This window comes from Algoriphagus alkaliphilus (genome assembly GCF_900103735.1).
In the GTDB taxonomy this organism is placed as follows: Bacteria; Bacteroidota; Bacteroidia; order Cytophagales; family Cyclobacteriaceae; genus Algoriphagus; species Algoriphagus alkaliphilus.
Window position 1 is genome coordinate 1 of the sequence record NZ_FMXE01000063.1, and the last position, 5034, is coordinate 5034.

The 5034-nt window shown below is 39.3% G+C and carries 5 protein-coding genes and 1 pseudogene; 4 read left to right on the forward strand and 2 right to left on the reverse strand.

The window, feature by feature from the left end:
- A partial coding sequence (locus BLQ81_RS21645; RefSeq protein ID WP_139183666.1) for a transposase occupies window positions 1-275 on the reverse strand: 275 nt, incomplete at its 3' end.
- Between BLQ81_RS21645 and BLQ81_RS23225 the strand changes: the two genes are divergently transcribed.
- The 3 genes from BLQ81_RS23225 (at window position 244) to BLQ81_RS21655 (ending at window position 3195) form a co-directional block, all read left to right on the forward strand.
- The gene (locus BLQ81_RS23225) at window positions 244-513 is read left to right on the forward strand and encodes a DUF6717 family protein (protein WP_407640255.1); all 270 of its coding nucleotides are present in this window, start codon (window positions 244-246) and stop codon (window positions 511-513) included. The genes BLQ81_RS21645 and BLQ81_RS23225 overlap by 32 nt on opposite strands.
- 127 nt (window positions 514-640) lie before the next feature.
- Window positions 641-1789, forward strand: a complete 1149-nt coding sequence (locus BLQ81_RS21650; RefSeq protein WP_092735184.1) for a hypothetical protein — start codon at window positions 641-643, stop codon at window positions 1787-1789.
- Window positions 1790-2109: 320 nt separating this feature from the next.
- Complete coding sequence (locus BLQ81_RS21655) at window positions 2110-3195, forward strand: hypothetical protein (protein ID WP_139183709.1); 1086 nt, start codon at window positions 2110-2112, stop codon at window positions 3193-3195.
- Here the strand turns inward: BLQ81_RS21655 and BLQ81_RS21660 are convergent.
- Entirely contained in the window at window positions 3186-4211 is a 1026-nt protein-coding gene (locus BLQ81_RS21660) for a helix-turn-helix transcriptional regulator (RefSeq protein WP_092735190.1), read from the reverse strand. The genes BLQ81_RS21655 and BLQ81_RS21660 overlap by 10 nt on opposite strands.
- A gap of 370 nt (window positions 4212-4581) precedes the next feature.
- Between BLQ81_RS21660 and BLQ81_RS21665 the strand changes: the two are divergent.
- Window positions 4582-5034: pseudogene (locus BLQ81_RS21665) on the forward strand (hypothetical protein); the annotation flags it as partial.

The window sequence follows — 5034 nt, forward strand, 5'->3', positions numbered from 1 at the left end:
ACGGCCTTTTTTAGGATGTCCCGCTCGATCTGAGCCTCTTTCAAGGCTTTCTTCAACTCCGCTATTTCTCGCTGTTCGGGACTTAGGATAGCTTTACCCTTTCCTGCAAAGCTTTGATCACCATGGGATTCAAACTCTCTGCTCCAGCGGCGAACCATATCTCCGGGTATTCCCAGCTCTCTACCGATCTCATTGGATGTTTTACCATTCTTGTGAAGCTCAACAACCATTTTCTTGAATTCCTTGTCAAAACTTCTTCTTGTTCCTTCTTTCATTGATTCTAAGTTAAGGGGCTTAACTTACTGTCCAATCAAATGTAGCAGCTCCAGAACAGCTATTGATAAGGATGACGCCTATCTAGAAAGTGTAGGACATCCTGCGGTTGATTCAGGAGCTTATTACAAGCTCGAAGATAATGACCCTGACTTTGTCTTTGAGATTTGGTTGTGTCCAGTTACAAAATATGTATTTGAAGGAGATTATCCTGAAACTATTTACGTAAGTCCTTATTAAAACACTGTCAAGGGTCTAAAAGCATATATGCCTTTTGGATTTAAGGCCTTGGTTTTTGGCAAAGATTGAGTAATATAAATCCTGGCTGTAACACGCCGGGATTTTTCAAACCATCAATTCTTCAAAAATGCATACGATCTGGTTGATTCGTTCTCATGAATACTCCGCTGAAAAATTCTGGGAGGTACTGGAATTATTGAAAACCTTTCAAGGTCCGCTTCAATTCAGAACCCAAGAAAAACACTTGGAAATCCCGCAGGATCAGCTGGAGGAGATATCAATTTCTGACATTGAACTAAAAAATCAGAAATTGGATGCGTTGAGGGTTTTCGAATCCAGGGATTCGTCCATCTCATTGAGTCTATTAGAAAAGACGGAGGTCTATCATAAAGTTTCATGGGACACCATTTTTGATCAATGCCAGGAGTATCGAACCAGCCAGAGGATTTCCGAAAATGATTTTATCGTTTTGTTGACCGAGCATTCCAATGAATATGGCTGGTTTACGGCAGGTGATCCAAAGGGACAGCGCAACTTATTTGTTCATACGGCTTTCTGGGAGTACTACACGGGGAGTGATCATCGGTATCCGGTGGCCTATCATGTAGTTTCTGCTGTTTTAAAACGGCTCACATTTACAAATTACAGTGATTTAAATGCCTATATGCACAAGGAGGCCCGTGGCTGTATGAATGATTTCTGTGCAGATAAAAAGAAGGTTTCCCTGAAGCTTCGCACAGCGGATATCTGTCCTGCTTGCATGGATTTGATGGATAGAAGGAATGTGGACAGAGCCGTCATACGCCAAGTTTTGTCAATAATTGAAGGAATTCGGGATCAGATGCTATTCAAAAGCAGGTGGAAATTGGATCCCAAACCATTGAAACTTCAAGTCAAAGGAGAAAGCAAACGAATCATTTTTCCGGAGCTTGGCAACTTGGAGGTAAAATTCAATCCTCTGGAAAAAACCCTTTTTCTATTTTACCTGAACCATCCTGAGGGGATTAAATTGGTTGAGCTTAATGATTTCAAACCTGAGCTAAAAAGGATTTATGCAGGTTTATATAATGGAAGTGATCCAACTTTGATAGAGGCCAATATTGCATTCTTGAGTAATCCATTTAGCAACTCAGCCAGTGAAAAGCTTTCAAGAATGAAATCCAAATTGATCCATGCCTTAGGAAAAGATTTGGCCCTGTTCTATTATCCCAAAGGTGAAAACGCAGAGGCGAGAAAGATTGAGGTAGAAAGGGAATGGGTGGAGTATTGTGAGTGAAGAGCCTAATTCAAATGAAATCAAGCTTGACCCAAAGTGATACTCAGAGGGATGAGTATCAGCCATACGAGATTCTCCCGAAGAAAAATCGGGACAGGCTATGTGGCCTTTAAAAATCAAATTATAAACTCATGACAAGTTTTTTTCTTCGCTTTTCGTAAACAAACATCCTTAGACGATTTGATCAGTGCAGCATGACTTCATCATTCTTTCGTTTTTTTGTGGAGCTTAAGCTAAAGCCCGGGAGTCAAAAAACTGAGGGCTTTTGAACCTGTCCCGAAAAATAATATCTTCTGAAAAAATTACGCCTGTCTTAATCTGTGAAAACTTACCTCCAACTCATTCTCGACTGTTTTGCTGCGATGGACATTGAAGGACTCCGGCTGTATTTGAAGGAGGAGCATGAATACCAGAATGCCAGTAAGGAAGTTTTTCTCAATAAAATCGAGGGGATCTTTGAGGAACTGCAAAAGTCCGGTGACTCCAGTTTAATGGTTTTTCCGGGTGCATGTTGTAATTCAGAATGCAATCCGGAATTGGCGAGAACGGGGTACAGGTTTATCGGAGACGTTTCTCGTAATTTTTTTGACTTACGGTTTATCATTGAGCCAAAGGATAATGATCAGGTTATTGATATCACGGAGATTTTCAAATGCAATTACTTCCTGACCAATGAAGACACAGGAGAGCTCGGAGAGCACTATGAGGTTTTTATTTTCAAGGACGAAGAGATTGACTTCCCTAAAACTCCTGAATATTTGATCCATGTAAATAAGGCGATCCGGGCACAAAGCGAACTTGCATCCATGTCAAATAAATCCAGCGGATGGGAGGAAGCTGTGAATTGGCTGCTTCGGCATAAGTCAACCTATGAATACATCTGTGAAAATGATGATTTCACCGAAGTTCTGAGTTGGACAAAATTTAAATTCAACTATCAGGATCTAGGTGAAGTAATTGAGGTTTTTCAGATGCTTGCCCAGTTCGAGATTCTTGAGTTTTCGAGATTGAATAGGGAAGAAAATGAAGAGAAACTAATGTCAGGAATTCTAAAAATCGAAGAAATTCTTAATCACTCCTTGCTTTTCTTTCATCGAAAAATTGAGATCGATGAATCTGGGTATTATTGGAATTTTGGAAGTGAGTTTAATCTAAGAGGTGGGCTAATTTCTGAAGTTGGCAAGTGGATGGATGATTGGTTTTATCCTACCCAAAAGATGCTGGTGGAAAAGTACTTCGCCCTGACAGAGGCAGAACTGGATCGGATAGTCGAATTTAATGAAGTACCCGAATTCGAGCGGCGATTTGATATACTGACCACACATATTGATATCCGAAAAAAGGCACTGGAAAATGGGGAGTGGATACCTTTCTATCTTGGGTCGAAAGCGCAGATTCAGAGTTGATCTTCCGGGTATTGAGAAAGCGAATTTTTTATTCGTGAAGCAATTTTTTTGATAATTGATGTTGGTTCGATCACCTTGACTGAATCAGCATAGGAAAGAATCACCCTTTCTAGTTCATAATTTGGAATTACCTCAAGCCTAACTTCCAAGGTTTTGGAATCAATCCATTTATCTTTTTGGGATCCATGCAGTGGGTTGGTTTGAATGTATTTCCCCGTTTTCCCAAAAAAGTGAAGGGTTATATTTTGAATTTCTTCTCCATCAGTTTTAGTAACACCGATCATATCGTCAAAATATTCAGTCCAGTTGACTTCGGTATTATGTATGAAGGGGATGGATAGTTCTTCTATTTCCAAAATCCGATCAATAGCAAGATTCCAGTCTGATTTACCTGAAGCTGGATTGAATCCAAACAAAAACCACCTCCCATTAAATTGCTTCAAAAAATACGGGTGAAGAATCAGTTCATGAGAAGCTTCGTCTTGATAGGGGTGATACTTTACTTTCAATGGTTTCTTATACCGAAGTGCATTATAAAGTACTCCCAAATGATCTTTACCCTTTAAGTATTCATTGGATTCAAATTCCATAAGTTTTTGTTCAGATTCACCTAGGGTTATTCCTTGCCTTAGTTTGGGTACCATCTCACTGATCCATTCAAACTGAGGCATTCCCTTAAACTGAGTTAGTATGTCAACCGCCTCTTTGAGCTGATTGATTTCCACTTCATTGAGAGGCATGTTATTAATGGAGAAAGAAAGGTCTTTATAGCGGTAAAAAACTTTCTTGCCGTCCTTGTGTCGCTCCAGCTCAATGGACCAACCTTCTGAGCTTTCCATGAAAGAGATATCATCGAAAATTTGTCTTCGGCTAATTCCTTTGGTATCCGGATCAATTTCCGCCAACATTTTTTCGCACGCTTCAATCAGATTATCAATGAAGTAACGCTTTCCGGGATTGCGAAAGCAATTATCTAGGACTTTATATCTTATTAGGGCGTTTTTGTTAGTTGACATTTTTGGTTACTTTCAATCCGTTAGGGAAATGAGTGTTTGATTTTGAAATGGGTTTCCCAAAACTTTTGAAAAAATAGGAAAAGAAAATTTACTGTGAAGTTTGACTGCACAGAAAAATTCTTCTTTTGTGCATTGTTCTTTGAAGGCCTGCTGCAAGCTATTGATTTGTGCCAACTGGAAGGCGTCGCAAGATGGTTTCAGATCGGTTGGTGTCCCGAAATAATTCGGGATGAATGGTTGAGAGTAATCCGTTTTTATTTAAGTGTTTGAAGAATACTTATTTAAATTGAATTGTCTTAATTATTATAGTTTAGAATCTCATAAACGGAGAATATAGCGGCAGGCTTTTAAGAACTTTTTAATAAAACATATGACACTCACTGATATTCAGATTAAGGATTTAAGAATAGGTTTTGAAAGGCTTCAAACCAAAGAAGATCTTTTGAATTTAATCAATGAAGTTGCTTTCTGGATTGGTTCTACCACGAATTTAATGGAATTCCTACCTTTGGTCAAAAACATGTTTACAGAGGGACTTTTCACCAAGTTGCTTCAATTAGAAGATGGATGGTTTGTAGAATCGGTAGAAACTGATTTTAAACAAGAAGAGATATATATCCAAATTGAGTGTGTTTTGGACGAGTTGGAAGATGCTGAAACAGGGGAGCTTTGCCGGGTTTATGATCATGCACCCTCACGGGAATGGCGTCACTTAGACACGATGCAGTATAAGACCTTCCTCAGATGTAAGCTTCCCCGAATTACAACTTCCAGTGGTAAAGTAAAGACTGTTCAGCCCAATTGGGCTTCTGAATATGGTCGG